This window comes from Rhodococcus sp. PvR044 (genome assembly GCF_040548995.1).
Taxonomy (GTDB): domain Bacteria; phylum Actinomycetota; class Actinomycetes; order Mycobacteriales; family Mycobacteriaceae; genus Rhodococcus_G; species Rhodococcus_G oryzae.
On the sequence record NZ_JBEPSX010000018.1, the window covers coordinates 45,097 to 63,605 of the forward strand.

20 protein-coding genes are annotated in these 18,509 nt (G+C 69.4%); 16 read left to right on the forward strand and 4 right to left on the reverse strand.

The genetic code is table 11. The features are described 5' to 3' along the window. Positions 1–190: 190 nt before the first annotated feature. The 12 genes from ABIC28_RS26295 (at position 191) to ABIC28_RS26350 (ending at position 11,878) form a co-directional block, all read left to right on the forward strand. Complete coding sequence (locus ABIC28_RS26295) at positions 191–832, forward strand: cell division protein FtsQ/DivIB (RefSeq protein ID WP_245220960.1); 642 nt, start codon at positions 191–193, stop codon at positions 830–832. Between the two features lie 233 nt (positions 833–1,065). Then, on the forward strand, positions 1,066–2,298 hold the full coding sequence (gene ftsZ, locus ABIC28_RS26300; protein ID WP_354581665.1) for a cell division protein FtsZ: 1,233 nt from the start codon (positions 1,066–1,068) through the stop codon (positions 2,296–2,298). Then, the gene (gene pgeF / locus ABIC28_RS26305; RefSeq protein ID WP_097212181.1) at positions 2,295–3,023 is read left to right on the forward strand and encodes a peptidoglycan editing factor PgeF; all 729 of its coding nucleotides are present in this window, start codon (positions 2,295–2,297) and stop codon (positions 3,021–3,023) included. Before ftsZ ends, pgeF begins: the two co-directional genes overlap by 4 nt. Continuing rightward, positions 3,016–3,762, forward strand: a complete 747-nt coding sequence (locus tag ABIC28_RS26310; RefSeq protein WP_354581668.1) for a YggS family pyridoxal phosphate-dependent enzyme — start codon at positions 3,016–3,018, stop codon at positions 3,760–3,762. Before pgeF ends, ABIC28_RS26310 begins: the two co-directional genes overlap by 8 nt. 44 nt (positions 3,763–3,806) lie before the next feature. Then, positions 3,807–4,424 carry a cell division protein SepF gene (locus ABIC28_RS26315; protein WP_097212183.1) on the forward strand — a complete coding sequence of 206 codons (618 nt, stop codon included), beginning with the start codon at positions 3,807–3,809 and terminating at the stop codon, positions 4,422–4,424. 105 nt (positions 4,425–4,529) lie between these two features. Beyond that, positions 4,530–4,817: a YggT family protein gene (locus tag ABIC28_RS26320; protein WP_097212184.1), complete on the forward strand. Its 288-nt coding sequence runs from the start codon at positions 4,530–4,532 to the stop codon at positions 4,815–4,817. Positions 4,818–4,962: 145 nt separating this feature from the next. Further along, the gene (gene wag31 / locus ABIC28_RS26325) at positions 4,963–5,793 is read left to right on the forward strand and encodes a DivIVA-like cell division protein Wag31 (RefSeq protein WP_097212185.1); all 831 of its coding nucleotides are present in this window, start codon (positions 4,963–4,965) and stop codon (positions 5,791–5,793) included. A gap of 16 nt (positions 5,794–5,809) precedes the next feature. Further along, positions 5,810–6,058, forward strand: coding sequence for a hypothetical protein (locus ABIC28_RS26330; protein WP_354581671.1), 249 nt, complete (start codon positions 5,810–5,812; stop codon positions 6,056–6,058). Between the two features lie 238 nt (positions 6,059–6,296). Further along, positions 6,297–9,509 carry an isoleucine--tRNA ligase gene (ileS, locus tag ABIC28_RS26335; protein WP_354581673.1) on the forward strand — a complete coding sequence of 1,071 codons (3,213 nt, stop codon included), beginning with the start codon at positions 6,297–6,299 and terminating at the stop codon, positions 9,507–9,509. 47 nt (positions 9,510–9,556) lie between these two features. Beyond that, entirely contained in the window at positions 9,557–9,886 is a 330-nt protein-coding gene (locus ABIC28_RS26340; RefSeq protein WP_097212188.1) for a TfoX/Sxy family protein, read from the forward strand. Between the two features lie 13 nt (positions 9,887–9,899). Beyond that, on the forward strand, positions 9,900–11,246 hold the full coding sequence (locus tag ABIC28_RS26345; protein ID WP_354581676.1) for a DNA polymerase IV: 1,347 nt from the start codon (positions 9,900–9,902) through the stop codon (positions 11,244–11,246). A 137-nt stretch (positions 11,247–11,383) separates the two neighbouring features. Continuing rightward, entirely contained in the window at positions 11,384–11,878 is a 495-nt protein-coding gene (locus ABIC28_RS26350; protein WP_502945070.1) for a WKL family lipoprotein, read from the forward strand. A 58-nt stretch (positions 11,879–11,936) separates the two neighbouring features. On the opposite strand, the gene ABIC28_RS26355 is transcribed toward ABIC28_RS26350, so the two are convergent. After that, complete coding sequence (locus ABIC28_RS26355; RefSeq protein ID WP_354581680.1) at positions 11,937–12,677, reverse strand: sensor domain-containing protein; 741 nt, start codon at positions 12,675–12,677, stop codon at positions 11,937–11,939. Further along, entirely contained in the window at positions 12,677–13,579 is a 903-nt protein-coding gene (locus ABIC28_RS26360; RefSeq protein ID WP_354581692.1) for a hypothetical protein, read from the reverse strand. Before ABIC28_RS26360 ends, ABIC28_RS26355 begins: the two co-directional genes overlap by 1 nt. A gap of 219 nt (positions 13,580–13,798) precedes the next feature. Here ABIC28_RS26360 and lspA point away from each other — a divergent pair, with 219 nt between their 5' ends. Genes lspA through ABIC28_RS26375 form a run of 3 tightly spaced genes read left to right on the forward strand, consistent with a single transcriptional unit; the run spans position 13,799 to position 15,901 of the window. Continuing rightward, positions 13,799–14,326 (forward strand): signal peptidase II, encoded by a 528-nt coding sequence (gene lspA / locus ABIC28_RS26365; protein WP_218840976.1) that lies wholly within the window; start codon positions 13,799–13,801, stop codon positions 14,324–14,326. Next, positions 14,323–15,249 carry an RluA family pseudouridine synthase gene (locus ABIC28_RS26370; RefSeq protein ID WP_077041916.1) on the forward strand — a complete coding sequence of 309 codons (927 nt, stop codon included), beginning with the start codon at positions 14,323–14,325 and terminating at the stop codon, positions 15,247–15,249. Before lspA ends, ABIC28_RS26370 begins: the two co-directional genes overlap by 4 nt. Then, complete coding sequence (locus ABIC28_RS26375) at positions 15,242–15,901, forward strand: hypothetical protein (RefSeq protein WP_257017497.1); 660 nt, start codon at positions 15,242–15,244, stop codon at positions 15,899–15,901. Before ABIC28_RS26370 ends, ABIC28_RS26375 begins: the two co-directional genes overlap by 8 nt. A 12-nt stretch (positions 15,902–15,913) precedes the next feature. Here ABIC28_RS26375 and ABIC28_RS26380 read toward each other — a convergent pair whose 3' ends face one another. After that, positions 15,914–16,963 (reverse strand): alpha/beta hydrolase, encoded by a 1,050-nt coding sequence (locus ABIC28_RS26380; RefSeq protein WP_269590198.1) that lies wholly within the window; start codon positions 16,961–16,963, stop codon positions 15,914–15,916. A gap of 71 nt (positions 16,964–17,034) precedes the next feature. Then, a complete protein-coding gene (locus tag ABIC28_RS26385; protein ID WP_354581683.1) occupies positions 17,035–18,090 on the reverse strand; it encodes an alpha/beta hydrolase in 1,056 nt (351 codons plus the stop codon). A gap of 207 nt (positions 18,091–18,297) precedes the next feature. Between ABIC28_RS26385 and ABIC28_RS26390 the strand changes: the two genes are divergently transcribed. Continuing rightward, positions 18,298–18,509 (forward strand): PHP domain-containing protein (locus ABIC28_RS26390; RefSeq protein ID WP_354581685.1); only part of this gene is annotated, 212 nt, incomplete at its 3' end.

The window sequence follows — 18,509 nt, forward strand, 5'->3', positions numbered from 1 at the left end:
CGCCGCGCGCCCCGCTGCCGGGGGCGAGGATCGCGCCGCAGGCCCCGCCGGGCCCGAGGCGCGATCCGCACGCCCCGAGCGTAAGGGGAGCAAGCGAGATCGCAAGGGGGGCAAGCGCGACCGCAAGGAGAGCAAGCGAGCCGCCGGGAAACCTCGTCGGGGCAGCCGCCCACGTATTCGGAAGCGGCCGTTGATCATCGCGCTGTCGGTGATCGCGCTGGTCGGCCTCGTCGCGGCGGCCTGGTTCACCCCGGTGCTCTCGGTGCGCAAGGTCTCGGTGGTCGGCAACGTCGGCGTCCCCGGCGACGAGGTGCTGACGATCCTTGCCATCCCGACCGGGAAGCCGCTGCTGCAGGTCGATGTGGACGCGGCCGCCAGGAGGGTGGCCTCGATTCCGAAGGTCGATCATGCGCGGGTCGAACGCCGTTATCCGTCCACGGTGCGGGTCACGGTCGTCGAGCGGGCGCCCGCCGTCTTCTACGACACCCCCGAGGGCACCCACCTGATGGACGCGGGCGCGGTCGCCTACGCGATCGAACCGCCGCCGCCTGGGGTGCCGCGCCTGAAGGTCGAGCGGCCCGGTCTGGAGGATCCGGTGACGGTCGACGCGCTCAAGGTGCTCACCTCGATGCCGCCGCCGCTGCGGGCCCAGGTCGGGGAGGTCGCCGCAGGCTCGATCTCCGATATCCGGGTCACCCTGCTCGACGGGCGGCAGCTGGTGTGGGGGAGCGTCGAGAACACCGAACGCAAGTCCGCCATCGCGCTGCCGCTGCTCGGCCAGCCGGGCAAGGTGTACGACATCTCGAGTCCCGATCTGGTCACCGTCAAATGAGCGCGACGACAAATCGTGTCGCCCGTCGGCGCGCCTGCTGGCGGATCGGACCTGTCGTGCATAGCGTTTCGTTTCAGTCGGCTACTTGACATAACTCTAAGCCTATGGTTGAGGTTGAGGGTTTATCTGAGAAGTGCCGCATCACCAGCAACATCCGCCCCACCAGCACGACGTAATTTCAGTTATACGAGCATCACCCCGAGCGCGTTCACACACACGGAAGGCGAGAGCCCATGACGCCCCCGCACAACTACCTCGCCGTTATCAAGGTCGTCGGCATCGGCGGCGGCGGCGTAAATGCGGTCAACCGCATGATCGAGCAGGGACTCAAGGGAGTCGAGTTCATCGCCGTCAACACCGACGCGCAGGCGCTGCTGATGAGCGACGCCGACGTCAAGTTGGATGTCGGCCGAGAACTCACCCGCGGTCTCGGCGCAGGCGCCGACCCCGAGGTGGGCCGCAAGGCCGCCGAGGATCACAAGGACGAGATCGAAGAGGTCCTCAAGGGCGCGGACATGGTCTTCGTGACCGCAGGCGAGGGCGGTGGCACCGGTACCGGTGGCGCACCGGTCGTGGCGAGCATCGCCCGCAAGCTGGGCGCGCTGACCGTCGGCGTTGTCACCCGGCCGTTCTCCTTCGAGGGCAAGCGGCGTGGCGGCCAGGCGGACAACGGGATCCAGGCCCTGCGGGAGTCCTGCGACACGCTGATCGTGATCCCCAACGACCGGCTGCTCCAGCTCGGCGACGCCGCCGTGAGCCTGATGGACGCGTTCCGCAGCGCCGACGAGGTCCTCCTCAACGGCGTCCAGGGCATCACCGACCTGATCACCACCCCCGGCCTGATCAACGTGGACTTCGCGGACGTCAAGGGCGTCATGTCCGGAGCGGGCAGCGCGCTGATGGGCATCGGATCCTCGCGCGGTGAGGGCCGGGCGATCAAGGCTGCCGAGTCGGCGATCAATTCGCCGCTCCTCGAGGCCTCGATGGAGGGTGCGCGCGGCGTGCTGCTGTCCATCGCGGGCGGCTCGGACCTGGGCCTTTTCGAGATCAACGAGGCGGCCTCGCTGGTGCAGGAAGCCGCCCACATCGATGCGAACATCATCTTCGGCACGGTCATCGACGATTCGCTCGGCGACGAGGTCCGGGTGACGGTCATCGCGGCGGGCTTCGACGGCGGCACGCCGACGCGTCGCCCGGTCGAGCCGGCCGCCGCCGCGGCGTCGTCGGCGGCGGGTAACGGTGCGATCGGAGCCGGCCGCGCCGGTGAGATCGGTCGGCCGCCGCAGCACCAGGCCCCCGATCCCACTCCCGCGCCGAACGGACGCGACGGACGCGAGCGTCGCGACGGTCGCGAGAACACCGGTTCCGGTCTGCCGCCGGTCCCCGTGAGCGCACCGAGTCGAACCGTGCCGGTCACCGATGACGACGTCGACGACGTGGACGTGCCCGACTTCATGCGTCGGTGACGGGCGGCTTCCGGGTTCGTCGGGTAGTCACCTCTCGAACCGGGGGCGTCTCGGCGCCCCCGTATGACTCCTTCAATCTCGGCGACCACGTCGGCGACGACCCGGCCGCTGTGGCCGCGAACCGTCGCAGGCTCGCGGACGGCATCGGATTGCCGTTCGAGCGGTTGGTCTGGATGGAGCAGATCCACAGTCGGAACGTCACCGTGGTGGACGGGCCCGTCACGGGTGTCGTCGAGGCGACCGACGCGCTGGTCACGGACGTGCCCGATCTGGCTTTGGTGACGCTGTCCGCGGACTGCGTGCCGCTGCTGCTCTCCGACGACAAGGCCGGGGTGATCGCCGCGGTGCACGCAGGCCGGGTCGGTGCCCGGATCGGGATCGTGCCGCGCGTGCTGGACGCGATGGTGGCGAAGGGCGCGGCGGTCGAACGGATCGGCGCCTTCCTCGGACCCGCGGCGAGCGGCCGTCAGTACGAGGTGCCCGCGGCGATGCGCGCGGACGTCGAGAAGCATCTGCCGGGCAGCGCGACCACTACGGTGCACGGCACCCCTGGGATCGACCTGCGGGCGGGCCTGCGCCGCCAGCTGCTGCAGGCCGGCGTGTCCGGGGTGGCGGAGGACCCGCGCTGCACGATCGAGGACCGCGCGCTGTTCAGTCATCGTCGGGGCGCGCCGACCGGGCGGCTGGCGGGTGTGATCTGGATGGAGTCGACGCCAGGTGAATGACGCACCGTCGCCGCGGGCAGCCGAGATCGCATCCGCGCTCACCAGTGTCGGCGAGCGGCTGACGCGGGCCTGCCTGGATGCGGGCCGCGACCCGGACGACGTCCAGTTGCTGCCGGTGACCAAGTTCTTCCCGGCCTCCGATGTCGCAATCCTGTTCGGGCTGGGCTGTCGCGAGTTCGGTGAGTCACGCGAGCAGGAGGCCTCGTCCAAGGTCGCCGAGCTCGGTGAGCTCGACGCAGCAGGCATCGGCGATGTCCGGTGGCACATGATCGGCAGCGTGCAACGGAACAAGGCCCGCTCTATCGCACAGTGGGCCTACGCAATTCACTCCGTGGACAGCCCGAGGCTGGTCGATGCCCTCGCGAAGGCCGCGACCGTCGCATTGGGGGAGGGCGGCAGGGACCGGCCGCTGCGGGTGCTGCTCCAGGTCAGTCTGGACGGCGACCCGCTCCGTGGTGGCGTACCGCTCGACGAGCTGCCCGAGCTCGCCGACCGCACCGAATCGGCGGCCGGGCTTGAGCTTTCGGGGCTGATGGCGGTTCCCCCGTTGGGGGCCGATCCGGAGCAGGCGTTCGCGGCGCTGCAGGCCGCGCACACGGAGCTGCTCCGCAGTCATCCCGCGGCGACGGAATTGTCGGCGGGGATGACCGGTGATCTGGAGGTCGCCGTACGGTACGGTTCCACCTGCGTGCGTGTCGGAACCGCACTGTTGGGTTCCCGGCCGATAGCCTCGAACTGATCGGCGCACCGCCCGATTGTCCGCCGCGCCAAGGAAGGTCGACGATGAGCACTCTGCACAAGTTCAAGGCTTACTTCGGCATGGTCCCCCTCGAGGATTACGAAGACGATTACCTCGAGGAGCCGCGCCGCGCACCCCGCGGTGGACGTTACGAGGGTGAGCTGGACCGTGAGTACGACGATGTCGGCTACGTGCCCCGCGACGAGCTCGACGAGCTCGACCGCCCGGCCGCGCCCCGTCGGATGGAGCCGCTGCCCGCGCGCAGCACCCGTCCCGGCGCTCCCGTCGGTGCCCGCACGCCCGCGACCCGCGGCGCGCTCGCGGTCGACACCCAGCCGCGCGTCGAGAGCCGACGCGCGCCCGTATTCGACGAGGGCGGACCGCTGTCCAAGATCACCACGCTCCGCCCCCGCGACTACGGCGAGGCTCGTATCATCGGCGAGCGCTTCCGCGACGGCACCCCGGTCATCATGGACCTGGTGGAGATGAGCAACGCCGACGCCAAGCGCCTCGTCGACTTCGCGGCCGGCCTGGCGTTCGCGCTGCGCGGCTCCTTCGACAAGGTGGCCACAAAAGTGTTTCTCCTCTCACCTGCCGATATCGATGTCTCCGCCGAGGAGCGGCGTCGGATCGCCGAAACCGGCTTCTACAACCAGAAATAGGCGGTCTGGACGGGCTGGAAGTAGGCTGGCCCGGCCGGATGTCCTGAGGCCGGTGCGGACCGATCTCGTTTTGATTGGTCCGGCCGAGTCAGGCAAAGTGATGGAGTGACCTTGTTCGCGGTGATCTACTTCCTGCTCTTCGTCTTTTGGTTGTTACTCATCGGACGGATCATCGTCGAGTTCATCCGGACATTTGCTCGCGATTGGCGACCCACCGGCATTGTGGTTGTCATTCTCGAAGCGATATTTACGGTCACAGATCCACCGATCAAGCTGCTCCGGCGGCTAATTCCGTCGATAAATCTCGGCGGGGTTCGGTTGGACCTATCAATCATGGTCTTGCTGTTCATCGTCTTCATCTTGATGTCGGTCGTTCAAGGACTGGCCGCGTGATGTCGATGGTTGAGTCGTGGCGCGACCTACGGGTCTGGTGTGACAGAATGGACGCCAGTTACAGTGGGATTGCTTGGTTTCCCGCTGTATGCGCTATAACTGAATGCTTGCTCGACCGCCAACAGACGCGTGAAGGGATCCTTCCATGCCGCTGACACCAGCTGATGTGCACAATGTCGCGTTCAGCAAGCCGCCTATCGGCAAGCGGGGCTACAACGAAGACGAGGTCGATGCGTTTCTCGACCTCGTCGAGCAGGAGCTCTCGCGACTGATCGAGGAGAACGCGGATCTCCGCCAGCGCGTGGGTGAGCTCGATCAGGAGCTCGCGGATGCGAAGAAGGCTCCTCGGCCGGCAGGTGCCGCGCCGGAGCCCGTTCGGGTTGTAGAGCCGCCCAAGCCGGTCGCCCCGGTCGCAGCCCCCGCGCCCGCCGCTCCCGTCGCTCGCCCTGGCAACACCGAAGAGGCGAACCTGCAGGCCGCGAAGATCCTGGGCCTCGCCCAGGAGATGGCGGACCGCCTGACCGGCGATGCGAAGACGGAGTCGGAGCAGCTGGTCACCACGGCCAGGACCAACTCCGAGCAGCTGGTCAGCGACGCGCGGACCCGCTCCGAGGCGATGATCTCCGACGCACGGCAGAAGTCCGAGGCACTGCTCTCCGACGCCCAGACGCGTTCCGAGACGCAGCTGCGTCAGGCCAAGGAGAAGGCGGATGCGCTCCAGGCCGACGCCGAGCGCAAGCACACCGAGATCATGGCCACCATCAACCAGCAGCGCAGCGTGCTGGAGGGCCGGATCGAGCAGCTCAAGACGTTCGAGCGCGAGTACCGGGTGCGGCTGAAGTCCTACCTGGAGTCGCAGCTCGAAGAGCTCGAGCAGCGCGGTTCCGCGGTCCCCGTGGACGGTGGCCAGGAGGCGTTCGGTGGCGAGGCTTCCAAGCCCGGCCTGAGCCAGACGTTCGCCAAGGGCAACAACTAAGACGGAAACGCCCGTCGTGCTGGTCCTGACGCTCGTAATGGCGGCGGTGGGGTTCGCGCTGCTGGTGATCGCCCTGACGACCGGATCGGTCGTCTGGGCATGGGGATGCATCGTGGTCTGCGTGATCGGTGCGGTGTTGCTGCTGGTGAGTTCACTACGCGGCAACACCGCACCGGACGCGGCCGAACCCGGTGCCCCGCCATCGGGCGGGCGGGCCGACGCGAGCCGGGAGTCGTCGGACAGGCGATTTGACGCCGACGACTAGAATCGCAGTCAGTATGTGGCGTTGATCCGGCCATCACCGGGGAGCCTTCGGAAGAACGGCACGCGTTCGAGATGGACGGGTCGCTCAGTAGAACCGAACGGGTGGGCCCGTCACAGCCCAGCACGAGAGGTCCGGGCGGCGGCGCTGCCGTGTCCGGGCAAGCGGGGTGGTACCGCGGTCGCAGCGCAGAGGCGCTGCCGTCGTCCCCGTGCCAGACACGGCACGAGGGAGTACTGAGTTGACGAACAACTCGACCGGCAACGGATCCGACCAGACGGGCGCCGGCTATCCGCGAGTTGATCTCGGCGGCGGCAAGGCCAACACGAACGTGCGTTTCCCCGAACTCGAGCAGCGGGTGCTGGCCGAGTGGGCCTCGGACGACACGTTCCGCGCCTCCATCGCCAACCGGGCCGACGCGCCCGAGTTCGTCTTCTACGACGGCCCGCCCTTCGCCAACGGCCTGCCGCACTACGGTCACCTGCTCACCGGTTACGTCAAGGACCTCATCCCGCGCTTCCAGACGATGCGCGGCAAGAAGGTCGAGCGCCGGTTCGGCTGGGACTGCCACGGGCTGCCCGCCGAGCTCGAGGCCGAGAAGCAGCTCGGCATCAAGGACAAGTCCGAGATCGAACAGATGGGCCTCGCCGAGTTCAACGCCGCCTGCAAGTCCTCGGTGCTGCGCTACACCGACGAGTGGCGTGAATACGTCACCCGCCAGGCGCGCTGGGTCGACTTCGACAACGACTACAAGACCCTCGACCTGGACTTCATGGAGTCGGTCATGTGGGCGTTCAAGGAGCTGCACGACAAGGGACTGATCTACCAGGGCTTCCGGGTGCTGCCGTACAGCTGGTACGAGCAGACCCCGCTGTCGAACCAGGAGACCAAGCTCGACGACGCGTACAAGATGCGTCAGGACCCGGCGGTCACGGTCGACATGCCGCTCGTCGCACCCGGGTCGCCGCTCGACGGCGCGAACGCGCTGATCTGGACCACCACGCCGTGGACGCTGCCGTCCAACCTGGCGATCGCCGTGCACCCCGAGATCGACTACGTCCAGGTCGAGGGCAAGGACGGCAAGCGGTACGTGCTCGCCAAGGATCGGGTGTCCCACTACGCCCGCGAACTCGGCGAGGAGCCCGCCGTGCTCTCCGAGCACAAGGGCGCCGAGCTGGTCGGCCTGTCCTACGAGCCGCCGTTCGACTTCTTCCACGGCCGCGGCAAGGGCCACGAGAATGCGCACCGCACTCTCGCCGCCGACTACGTCACCACGGACTCCGGCACCGGAATCGTCCACCTCGCACCGGCTTTCGGTGAGGAGGACATGGACTGCGCGACGGCCAACGGCATCGAGATCGTGCAGCCGCTCGACGCGGGCGGCAAGTTCACCTCGATGGTGCCGGATTACGAAGGTGTGCAGGTCTTTGATGCCAACCCGCTCATCGCCAAGGATCTCAAGGCGGCGGGCAAGCTGCTGCGGCACGAGACGATCGAGCACTCGTACCCGCACAGCTGGCGCAGCGGCCAGCCGCTGATCTACATGGCGGTGCCGTCGTGGTTCGTCGCCGTGACCAAGTTCCGGGACCGGATGGTCGAGCTGAACCAGGAGATCACCTGGGTTCCCGAGCACATCCGCGACGGGCAGTTCGGCAAGTGGCTCGAGGGCGCCCGCGACTGGAACATCAGCCGCAACCGGTACTGGGGGAGCCCGATCCCGGTCTGGATCTCGGACGATCCGGCATACCCGCGGACGGACGTGTACGGCTCGCTCGACCAGCTGGAGGCCGACTTCGGCGTGCGGCCGACCGACCTGCACCGGCCGATGATCGACGACCTGGTCCGCCCGAACCCGGACGACCCGACCGGCAAGTCGATGATGCGTCGCGTCCCCGAGGTGCTGGACTGCTGGTTCGAGTCCGGCTCGATGCCGTACGCGCAGGTGCACTACCCGTTCGAGAACAAGGACTGGTTCGACGGCGGCAACGGGCAGGAAGGCCACAACCCCGGCGACTTCATCGTCGAGTACAACGGCCAGACCCGCGGCTGGTTCTACACGCTGCACGTGCTGGCGACCGCGCTCTTCGACCGCCCGGCGTTCAAGACCGTCGCCGCCCACGGCATCGTGCTCGGCGACGACGGCCTGAAGATGAGCAAGTCCAAGGGCAACTACCCCGATGTCAACGAGGTGTTCGACCGGGACGGCTCGGACGCCATGCGGTGGTTCCTGATGTCCTCGCCGATCCTGCGCGGCGGCAACCTGGTCGTCACCGAGCAGGGCATCCGCGAGGGTTCCCGGCAGGCCCTGATGCCGCTGTGGAACGCGTGGAGCTTCCTGCAGCTGTACGCGGGCAAGCCGGGACAGTGGCGCACCGATTCGCCGAATGTGCTCGACAAGTACATCCTGGCGAAGTTGTCGGGCACCCGTGACGCGATCACCGAGGCGCTCGAGGTCAACGACATCGCCGGTGCCTGCGACGAGCTGCGGACCTTCTGCGACGCGCTGACCAACTGGTACGTGCGCCGGTCCCGGACGCGGTTCTGGGACGAGGACCGCGACGCCATCGACACCCTGCACACCGTGCTCGAGGTCGTGACGAGGCTCGCGGCGCCGCTGCTGCCTTTGGTCACCGAGGTCATCTGGCGCGGCCTCACCGGCGGGCGTTCGGTGCACCTGACGGATTGGCCGGAGGCCACCGATCTGCCGTCCGATCCGGAGCTGGTCAGCGCGATGGACGAGGTCCGCTCGGTCTGCTCGACCGTGCTCGGCCTGCGCAAGGCGCAGAACCTGCGGGTGCGGTTGCCGCTGCCCGAGGTGACCGTCGCGGCCGAGGACGCGGAGCGGTTGCGCCCGTTCCTCGGCATCATCGCCGACGAGGTCAACGTCAAGAAGGTGGACCTGACCGAGGACGTGGACGTTCACGGCAAGTTCGAGCTCGTCGTCAACGCACGGGCCGCGGGCCCGCGTCTCGGCAAGGACGTGCAGACGGTCATCAAGGCGGTCAAGGCGGGGGACTGGTCCGAGGTGGACGGTGTCGTCACGGTGTGGCCGGGTCGCTCCGCAGGCTCCGCTCCTGAAGCCGGCATCGCGCTGCTCCCGTCCGAGTACACCCAGCGCCTGGTCGCCGCCGAGCCCGAGTCCACCGCGGCCCTGCCGGAGAACGCGGGCCTGGTCGTCCTCGATTCGGCGGTCACCGAGGAGCTCGAGGCCGAGGGCTGGGCGAAGGACCGCATCCGCGAGCTGCAGGACGCCCGCCGCGCGGCGGGCCTGGAGGTCTCGGACCGGATCGTCGTCACGTTGCAGGTGCCCGAGGACCGGCTCGACTGGGCCGTCAGGCACCGTGAGCTGATCGCGGGGGAGATCCTCGCGACCAGCCTCGAGCTCGGCGAGGCCAGCGGTCCAGGGGCCGTCGACCTGGGCGAGGGCGCGCGGGTCGTGATCACCAAGGCGTGAGGAGTGTCGGTGCCCCGTTGTCGGGGTACCGGCGTAGCTTCCCACCTATGAGCACCAGCAAGGAGACGGTCGCGCACGTCCTCGGGCAGCTCGAGCCCCTGGACGTGCGCGCCCGCGCGATGTTCGGCGAGTACGGGTTGTACTGCGACGAGAAGATCGTCGCGCTGATCTGTGACGACACCGTCTTCGTCAAACCGAGCGAGGCGGCGGACGAGTACCTCGACGCGGTGACCCTTGCCGCGCCGTATCCGGGTGCGAAGGACTACCTGGCGATCCCACCGGAGCGACTGGCCGACACCGACTGGCTCCACGAGTTCATCCAGCGCACCGCCGATGCGCTGCCCCAGCCGAGGAAGAAGAAGCCCCGATCGCGATGACGCTCGCACCACGATGACCGGGCCGACCACCTCGCGCCGCTGGGTGCTGCACCTCGACATGGACGCGTTCTTCGCCTCCGTCGAGCAGCTCACCCGGCCGACGCTGCGTGGGCGGCCGGTGCTCGTCGGCGGGCTGGGCGGGCGCGGCGTTGTCGCGGGTGCCAGCTACGAGGCGCGCGCCTATGGGGCACGGTCGGCGATGCCGATGCACCAGGCCAGGCGCATGGTCGGCGCCGGCGCGGTGGTGCTGCCGCCGCGCGGCGGCCTCTACTCGATGCTGAGCAAGACGGTCTTCGACGCCCTGCGCACCCGGATGCCGGTGCTCGAGATGATCTCCATGGACGAGGCATTCGGGGAGCCGCAGGAGCTGGCCGGGGCGGATGCGGTAGCGGTCCGGGTGTTCGCGGAGGAGTTGCGCGCCCTGATCCGGGACCGGACCGGGCTGGTGGCGTCGATCGGCGCCGGGTCGGGCAAACAGATCGCGAAGATCGCCTCCGGGCTCGCGAAACCGGATGGGGTCCGGGTGGTCACCCCGGCCGAGCAGCGCGGGCTGTTCGAGGCGCTGCCCGTCCGGAAGCTGTGGGGGATCGGCCCGGTCGCGGACGAGAAGCTGCGCAGGCTCGGGATCGAGACCATCGGCGGGCTGGCCGCGACCTCCTCGACCGAGATCGTCTCGGTGCTCGGCGCCACGCTGGGGCCGAGCCTGCATCGCCTGGCGCAGGGGATCGACGACCGCCCGGTGGCCGAGCGTGCCGACGCGAAGCAGGTGAGCGCCGAGACCACCTTCGCCGCCGACCTGGTGACCCTTGACCAGCTGCGTGTGGCGGTGGAACGCACCGGCGCCGCCGCGCACGCCCGGCTGCTCGGCGACGGCAGGGCGGCCAGGACCGTGGTGTTGAAGCTGAAGAAGTCCGACATGAGCATCGTCACCCGCTCGGCCACCCTGCCCTACGCCACGGCGGACCTGCAGACCCTGGTGGCCACCGCGCAGCGGCAGGTGATCGATCCGCTCGAGCTGGGCCCGGTGCGACTGGTCGGGGTCTCGCTCGGGGGACTCACCTCCGTTCGGCAGGGCTCGCTGTTCCCCGACCTGGACCAGGGCGATGTGATGCTAGTCACAGAGGAGAAGCGGCCGGAGGCGGACGCGACGCCCGCGCCGGTGGTCGCGGATGCGGCCCGTTGGCGCCCCGGTCAGGACGTCGCGCATAGTGAGTTCGGTCACGGATGGGTCCAGGGCTGCGGACATGGCGTGGTCACGGTCCGATTCGAGACACGCTCGACCGGGCCGGGCCTCGCGCGTACCTTTGCCGAGGACGACGGCGGACTTGGCCGCGCGGACCCCGAGGCGAGCCTTCATTAAGGATCACCTTATTTTTATGGTGTTCACTACTGTCACAGACAGACTTCGGTGGATGCCATAGTGGACGCAACCCCTGAATCGCTCTGAGCACCAACGAGCACCGAGAACATGTTCACCCGAGAAAAGGAAAAGCATTGATGCTCCGCAAGACCCTCATCGCCGGTGTCGCCGTGGCGGCCGCCCTCTCGCTCGCCGCCTGTGGTGACGACACCTCCAACGCGGATTCCACCACCAGCTCCAAGCCCACCACCACCGCCGCCGCGAACGATGGCATCGACTACCCGCCCGCGCCCTCCGCGGTCGAGCTGAACGCGATGCTGGTCAAGGGCCTCGACCCGGCCACCCCTGCCGCCGAGAAGGTCACCCTCGTCCAGGACGGCGAGTCGGACCCGGGCCTGTTCGACGCCGTGGCCGCGGCCGCCAAGCAGTCCAACGCCACCGTCACCGTCGTTGACCCGATCCTCGACAACGGCGACGGCACCCTCACCGCCACTGTCAACATGGACATCGGCGGCCAGGTCAGCGCCGGCACCGCCGGCTTCGTGGTCGAGAACGGCCAGTGGAAGCTGTCGAAGGAGTACGCCTGCAACATCGTCAAGCTGGCGAACCTCACCTCGCCTGCCTGCGTCTGACGCTAGCTGGAACCGACCGAATGCCGGTGCCCCGCAAGGGGTGCCGGCATTCGGCGTTTCACACGGGAGCGGCGGCGCCTACCCGGCCCGCTGCGGTGCGGGCCAGCCGCGCGAGCAGGTCCTGGCCGCTCGGCTGCTGGCCGGAGGCCACCAGCTGCACGAGGGTCGAGCCGACCTGAGCGATGACCACGTCCGAGGTCATCGTGACCCCGTCGCTGGACGTCAGCAGCCGCACCGCGATCGAGGCGTCGCCCACCGCCGGCTGCTCGAGGCCGCCGAGCCGGTACTGCACCTCGAAACCGTCGGCGTCCGTGCCCCGGTACTCGGTACACCCGGAGAGGGTCTCCTGGACGCGGGCCAGCGCGCCGGCGGCGCCACCGTCCGGGTAACTCGCGGCGTCGATGTCGACGCTGGTGAAGTCCGGCCCGCCGAACCTCGCCACGGCGCGCGACGTCGACCCGGGAGCCTGGTCCGCCACCTCGCGCAGCACGGCCGCGCACGCCTGCGGATCGGTGCTCGACCGGTCGGCGGCGTCGTACTCCGGGGCCGGCGGCAGACCCAGGTCCTGCACCGGATCCGCAAGGGGCGCAAAACCGGTCGGTAGGTCGGCGGTGGTGAGCAGGGCGGCCTTCAGCCGGGCCGGGTCGGTGATCGGGCCTGCGCCTGCCGTCGCCGAGGCGGTCACCTGGGCGGGCAGCGGAGGTAGCGAAGAGGATGCCTCCTCGCCGCCGGATCCGCCGCACCCCGCGAGCAGGGGCAGCGCGGCCACCGTGCAGGCCAGGACGCGCGTGCGGCGCATCAACCGGCCCACTGCACGCGGTTGGTGATGGTCTGCCGAAGCGTCGTGGTGGCGTTCGGGTCGCGGTAACTCTGGTGACCGCCGACAGTGACGTCCCCGCCGACGGGCAGCGGCTGATTCAGGTCGACGACCATGGTGCCGGTCCCCGTCATGACGTACGTGTCGATGTTGAGCCTGCTCGACTTGTCCGGTAGATCCCACACGGGCGACTCGGGCGTCTGCGTCACCGTGACGTCGACCGTGAGCCGGTCCCCGTCCCGTTCCCGCAGGGTCGCCGTCGTCACCTGGTCGAGCGCGATCCCGCTCATAACCTGTTGCCGGAGCGTCCAGACCGCCCCGATCCCGATCTCCGCGTCCGGGAACGACACCGTGCGATAGACGGACTGGTAGAAGGCCTGCTCGACGGCGGAGCGGGCGATATCCCTCGAGTCGGGGTCGGGGGCGATCCGGAGCGAGGTGATGGCCCCAGTCGGCTGCACGGTGAAGCCCGCGCCCGACCCCTCCGACTCCTTCAGTGCGTCGGACAGCCGCGGGTCCGGGGTGCCGATCGATCCGAGCGTCAGGTCCACCTGGATCGCCGGATCGGACTGCTCGCCTCGCACGGTCGCGGTGAGCGGTGTGCGCAGCTCCGGGGTCGTAAAGTCCTGCTGTGGCTGATCGTCGATCTGCTGATAGACCTGCGAACGGGTCGTCAGCGTGGCGTGCTGCTCGGAACCGATCGGCGGGTGCACGGTGACCCGCTGACGCGGCTCCGCGCCCGGATCGAGGACGGTGGCCGTCACCGCCGACACCGGGACGGTGACCTCGGTGGCGGACGCGGTGGCGACATCGGTGGGGGCGGCATCACCGCCGGACCCGCACGCGGAGACGAGGGAGGTGAGGGCGAGGGTTGCGGCGACCAGAGCGGTCCGGGCCGTCGCCGTTGCCGGGAGGGCGGACCGAGGAGAGAACACAGGCACCCGACCAGGTTAGCCACGGTTGGGTGTGGTGGGGCCCGGCGTGCCACCGTAAGGGATGATGGCGGGGTGAGTGAAGCGGAAAATGCGGAGAACCCCGACGCCGGGGCGAGCGAGGCAACGGGAGGTGGAACCGCGGTGGCCGCCGTGCAGGCGCCGCTGAGGATGCCGATGCTGGTCGCGATCGCGGCGCTGATCCTGGGACTGGACCTGGTCACCAAGATCCTCGCGGTGCGGCACATCAAGCCCGGCGAGCCGATCGAGCTGATCGGTGACGTGGTGACGCTGACCCTGGTCCGCAACCCGGGCGCCGCCTTCTCGATGGCCACCGGGATGACCTGGGTGCTGACCCTGGTTGCGATCGGCGTGGTGATCGGCGTCATCAAGATCGGCCGGACGCTGCGGTCGCCGTGGTGGGCACTCGGCCTCGGCCTGGTGCTCGGCGGTGCGCTCGGCAACCTGATCGACCGGATCTTCCGGGCCCCCGGCCCGCTGCAGGGCCACGTCGTCGACTTCGTGTCGGTCGGCTGGTGGCCGGTGTTCAACGTCGCCGACTCGGCCATCGTGTGCGGCGCGATCCTGCTGGTCGCGCTCACCCTGTTCGGGTTCGAACCCGACGGCACCCGGGCGGGCGCCGATTCCGACGCCACCGCCGACTCCGACCTCGATGCAGGCAAGGCGGCGGACGCATGAGGGAGACACGGTCGATGCCCGTACCCGACGGGCTCGAGGGCATGCGCGTCGATGCGGGCCTTGCCCGGCTGCTCGGCCTGTCGCGGACCGCGGTCGCCGCGCTCACCGACGAGGGTGCGGTCCTGCTCGACGGCACCGCGGTCGGCAAGTCGGACCGGCTGCCTGCCGGTGCCTGGCTCGAGGTCGAGCTGCCCGAACCCGCGCGGCCGCTGACGGTGGAGGCGCAGCCGGTCGAGGGCATGGAGATCCTGTACTCCGACGACGACGTCGTGGTGGTGGACAAGCCGGTCGGCGTCGCCGCGCACGCGAGCGTCGGCTGGACCGGACCCACGGTCATCGGCGGGCTCGCCGCGGCTGGCTTCCGCATCTCGACTTCCGGGGCGCACGAGCGACAGGGCATCGTGCACCGGCTCGACGTCGGCACGTCCGGCGTGATGGTGGTCGCGACGAGTGAGCGCGCGTACACGCTGCTCAAGCGCGCGTTCAAGCAGCGCACCATCGACAAGCGGTATCACGCGCTGGTGCAGGGCCACCCCGACCCGAGCAGCGGCACGATCGACGCGCCGATCGGACGGCACCGCAGCAACGACTGGAAGTTCGCGGTCACCGCGGACGGCAAGCCCAGCGTCACGCACTACGACACGGTGGAGGCGTTCCAGGCAGCCAGCCTGCTCGACATCCACCTGGAGACCGGGCGCACACACCAGATCCGGGTGCACTTCGCGGCGCTCCGGCATCCCTGCTGCGGCGACCTGACCTACGGCGCCGACCCCCGGCTCGCGGAGCGGCTCGGCCTCGAACGGCAGTGGCTGCACGCCCGCGCGCTCGGGTTCGCGCACCCCGCGGACGGCCGCTGGATGGAGATCACCAGCGACTACCCGAAGGATCTGCAATACGCCCTCGAGGTCCTCAGGAGTGCGTGATCGGGCCGGGGCGATCGTGGCGGTCTGCTGCGCTCTCGCCCTGGCGGTGCTGGTCGTGGTGCTCGGCCTCGCCAACCCGCCGCGGCCGACGTCGATCGCGACCGACCGGCTCGGTCCCGACGGCGGCGAGGCGGTCAGCGAGTACCTCGATCGAGCGGCCGACTCGGTCGGCGGGTCCGACGCCGATCAGCACTGGGCGCTGGTCTCGCTCGGCCCCGAGGCGACCGTCGAACAGGCCTACCGCCTCGCCGACGGCGTCCGGATCTCCCAGGTGCTGTTCCGGGTGCCGATCGATCGGGTGCAGACGCCGCTGATCGTCGTGGACGTGCCCGCGGACGAGGCGGCGGTGCGCCGTTCCCCGCTGGTCGCGGCCGGACGGTTACAGGGCTCGGCGGGGGAGTGGGATCGGCAGGCCCGCATCGATGCGGTGTCGGCCGGGCGCCTCGCCGACGGGTGCGCCTGCGTGGTCGGGATGACCGTGCGCGGCGACCTCGCACAGCTCCGCGCCCTCGCGGCACGGCCCGGCGTCCGGGCCGTGGAGGCGCTGCCCGCGGACGCCGAGTACGGACGGTTCGCGGTCACGCCGCTGCTGCCCGAGCAGACTTCCGCCGTGGCCCCCGGCCCGGACGACGGCGACGTGCCCGCACGGTGAGAACCTGCCCGGTCAGTCCTGCTCGGTGTGCTTGCGCAGGAACTCGATGGTCCGCTCCAGCGCCAACCGGCCGTCCTCGTTGTCGAGCTTGAACTGGTATTCGTGCCCGAGCGCCGGCTTGTGGTCGGCCGGGTAGAAGACGGTCGTCACGTCCACGTCGAGCCCGCGCAGCCGCTCGGCGAGCGGCACCGACTGGGCGTCGGTGAGCGGGTCGGCGTTGCCCCCGCTGATGTAGGTGGGCGGGAACTGCCCGGTCACGTGGAGGATCGTGGACATCTGTGCCACCGCGGCCGAATCGTCGAAGTCCTTGGTGCCGAGGGAGGACCAGACCAACTGGTCCATGGCCCAACCGAGGATTCCTGGCAGGCCGACAACCTTCCTCACGTCGAAGACGCCGCAGTTGAGCACCACACCGCGCAGCTGGTCGGGGCGCAGCGCAGGGGTGACGCCGACCTCGCGGGCGTAGTCGGGGTTGGTGATAAGCGCCGCGAGCTGGCTCGAGAGCTGGGCCCCGGCGGAGTCGCCCGCCAAGACGATCCGCTGCGGATCCACGTGCAGCCGTTCGGCGTTCGCGATCAGGTAGGCGTGCGCGTCGTTCAGCTGGTGCACGGGGGTGGGGTAGGTCTGGTCGGGGCCGAGTGAGTAGTCGAGCGAGACCACGGTGAAGCCCGCGGCCGCGAGCAGCCGGTAGTAGGGCGCGAAGTCGGTCTTGTGGCAGGAGATCCAGCCGCCGCCGTGGGTCCAGATCACCGTCGGCAGCGGGCCCTGCGCCGCCTCGGGGAAGTAGACGTCGAGGTGGGCGTCGGGGTCTCCGTCTCGGTACTGCTGGTCCGTGACGCGCGCGACCCCGGCGGGCTCGTGTGCGCCGAGAGCCGCGGTGACGCGGTCCGCGTCCCACTCGAAGCCCCAGCGCACCGCCCTCGTGAAGGGTCGCGGGGTGACCCGGGAGACGAGCACGCCTGCCGCCGCCGTCACGACCGGGACGGCGAGCCCGAACAGCCCGAGTCGCTTCCACCGGCCGCGGGTGCGCAGCGCAGTCGAGGTGTCGCCGACTTCGGTCATGATGGTTCCTTCCGGTGTGCGGCGTCACCCCGACGGTGGCCGCAGGGACAGTCTGGCAGCTCGGCAGTGGGCTAGGGCGCGGTGTGCGCCTTCAGGAACTCGACGGTCCGCTCCAGCGCCCGTGTGCCGTCCTCGTTGTCCAGGTCGAACTGGTACTCGTGCGGCAGCGCGGGCTCGTGGTCTTCTGGATAGAACAGCGTGGTGACCTCGACGCCGAGCCCGCCGAGCTCGGCCGCCAGCGGCTTGGACTGCTTGTCGGTCAGCGGATCGCCGTTGCCGCCGCTGATGTAGGTGGGTGGGAACCCGTCGGTGACGTGGCGCATTGTCGACATCTGCCCGATCGCGGTCGAGTCCTCGAAATCGCGGCTGCCGGTGTACGCCCAGAGCGATTGGTCCGCTCCCCAGCCGACGATGCCGGACCCGCCCGTCATCTTCTCGACGTCGTAGATCCCGCAGTTCAGCACGACACCGCGCAGCTGCTCGGGGCGCAGCGCCGGAGTGATGTCGAGCTCGCGCGCGTACTCGGGGTTGGTGACGAGGGCGGCCAGCTGGCTGGAGAGCTGCGCACCGGCCGAGTCGCCCGCGAGCACGATACGGCTCGGATCGACGTGCAGGCGCTCCGCGTTCGCGACGACATAGGCGTGTGCGTCGTTGAGCTGGTGCACCGGGGTCGGGTAGGTGCGCTCGGGCCCGAGCGAATAGTCGAGGGAGACGACGGTGAACCCGCGCTCCGCCAGCAGCTGGTAGTACGGCGCGTAATGCGACTTGTTGCCGGAGATCCAGGCGCCGCCGTGGGTCCAGATCACTGTCGGCAGCGCCTCGGTCGCCGTCTCGGGGAAGTAGACGTCGAGGAGGGCGTCGGAGTCGCCGTCCCGGTACTGCTGATCGGTGATCGAGGCGATGCCCTGCGGGGTGTGCTTCTCGAGGGCGCTGGTGGTGGTCGCCGCGCCTCGGTCGAAGACGACGCGGACGACCATGGCGCCGGGCCACGGGCTGAGCGTGAAGGCGAGGACCGCGGCAAGGATGAGCGCGAGCAGGATGCCGACGACCCAGAGGATCCACCGCCTCCAGCGCGAGCGCGGGCGGGCGCTCGGGGAGGGCGATTCGCTCTGGGTGTCGATGGTCACAGACTCTCCTCGGTGGTGGTCGGGCGCGCCGGGCGTCAGTATCTCCGATCGAGGTGAGGGGTCGTGAGCAACACACAGCCCGCCGCGCTCCGCCTCGGCGCGGGTGACCGAAGCTGTCGGCCCCAGCGCCTACACTCGGTTCGCTAGTTATGAGGTCGCTGAAAACATCGGGGCGCTCCACGTCCTTCGAGAGCTAGAGAGGCGCGCGTGGCTGACTCGTTCGTGCATCTGCACAATCACACTGAGTACTCGATGCTCGACGGTGCGGCCAAGGTCGGTCCGATGTTCAAGGAAGCTCAGCGGCTGGGCATGACCGCGGTGGGGATGACCGACCACGGCAACATGTTCGGAGCCAGCGAGTTCTACAACGAGGCCAAGAAGCACGACATCACCCCGATCATCGGGATCGAGGCGTACAT

What these genes read in the sequence shown, in the direction of transcription:
- ftsZ (WP_354581665.1), top strand. Translation starts at nt 1,066, where the DNA reads ATGACGCCCCCGCACAACTACCTCGCCGTTATCAAGGTCGTCGGCATC.
- ABIC28_RS26315 (WP_097212183.1), top strand. Translation starts at nt 3,807, where the DNA reads ATGAGCACTCTGCACAAGTTCAAGGCTTACTTCGGCATGGTCCCCCTC.
- wag31 (WP_097212185.1), top strand. Translation starts at nt 4,963, where the DNA reads ATGCCGCTGACACCAGCTGATGTGCACAATGTCGCGTTCAGCAAGCCG.
- ABIC28_RS26340 (WP_097212188.1), top strand. Translation starts at nt 9,557, where the DNA reads ATGAGCACCAGCAAGGAGACGGTCGCGCACGTCCTCGGGCAGCTCGAG.
- ABIC28_RS26345 (WP_354581676.1), top strand. Translation starts at nt 9,900, where the DNA reads ATGACCGGGCCGACCACCTCGCGCCGCTGGGTGCTGCACCTCGACATG.
- ABIC28_RS26350 (WP_502945070.1), top strand. Translation starts at nt 11,384, where the DNA reads ATGCTCCGCAAGACCCTCATCGCCGGTGTCGCCGTGGCGGCCGCCCTC.
- ABIC28_RS26355 (WP_354581680.1), bottom strand. Translation starts at nt 12,677, where the DNA reads ATGCGCCGCACGCGCGTCCTGGCCTGCACGGTGGCCGCGCTGCCCCTG.
- lspA (WP_218840976.1), top strand. Translation starts at nt 13,799, where the DNA reads ATGCCGATGCTGGTCGCGATCGCGGCGCTGATCCTGGGACTGGACCTG.
- ABIC28_RS26370 (WP_077041916.1), top strand. Translation starts at nt 14,323, where the DNA reads ATGAGGGAGACACGGTCGATGCCCGTACCCGACGGGCTCGAGGGCATG.
- ABIC28_RS26380 (WP_269590198.1), bottom strand. Translation starts at nt 16,963, where the DNA reads ATGACCGAAGTCGGCGACACCTCGACTGCGCTGCGCACCCGCGGCCGG.